The sequence below is a fragment of the Modicisalibacter radicis genome (assembly GCF_900961225.1).
GTDB lineage: Bacteria > Pseudomonadota > Gammaproteobacteria > Pseudomonadales > Halomonadaceae > Modicisalibacter.
On sequence record NZ_CAAHFN010000038.1, the window covers coordinates 1 to 379 of the forward strand.

Genomic DNA, 379 nt, shown 5'->3' on the forward strand with positions numbered 1-379 from the left:
GAGCTGGGCCGCCTCGCGCGGGTCGGAGGCTTCCTCGGCCATCCGGCGCGTCATCGCGGCGCCGAGCACCCGGTCCTGCAGTTCCGCGGCGCGGCGGGTGAGGAGCACGCGGCGCTCCAGCGGCCAGGGCTCCGCGGACAGCACGCGCAGCTGCCGCAGCAGGTCCTCGCGCATCGCCTTGCGGTAGGTGGCCTCGCGCTCGGGCGTGCGCTGGTAATCGGTGTACGACAGCTCCCAGAGCGCCCAGAGGGCGTCGCGGTGGATCTGCGGATCGGGCGAATCCAGCGCGGGCTGCAGCGTGGCTCGTGCGTCCGCCATCTGGCCGACGGCGATCTGGCGCTGCGCGAGCAGCAGCCGCAGCCGGGGGTTGTCCGGGTCG

Annotated in this window: 1 protein-coding gene; it reads right to left on the reverse strand. The window is 74.9% G+C overall.

The window, feature by feature from the left end; translation table 11 throughout:
- Positions 1 to 379: tetratricopeptide repeat protein (locus HR9077_RS02240; RefSeq protein ID WP_136064701.1), on the reverse strand; the 379-nt coding region annotated here is incomplete at both ends.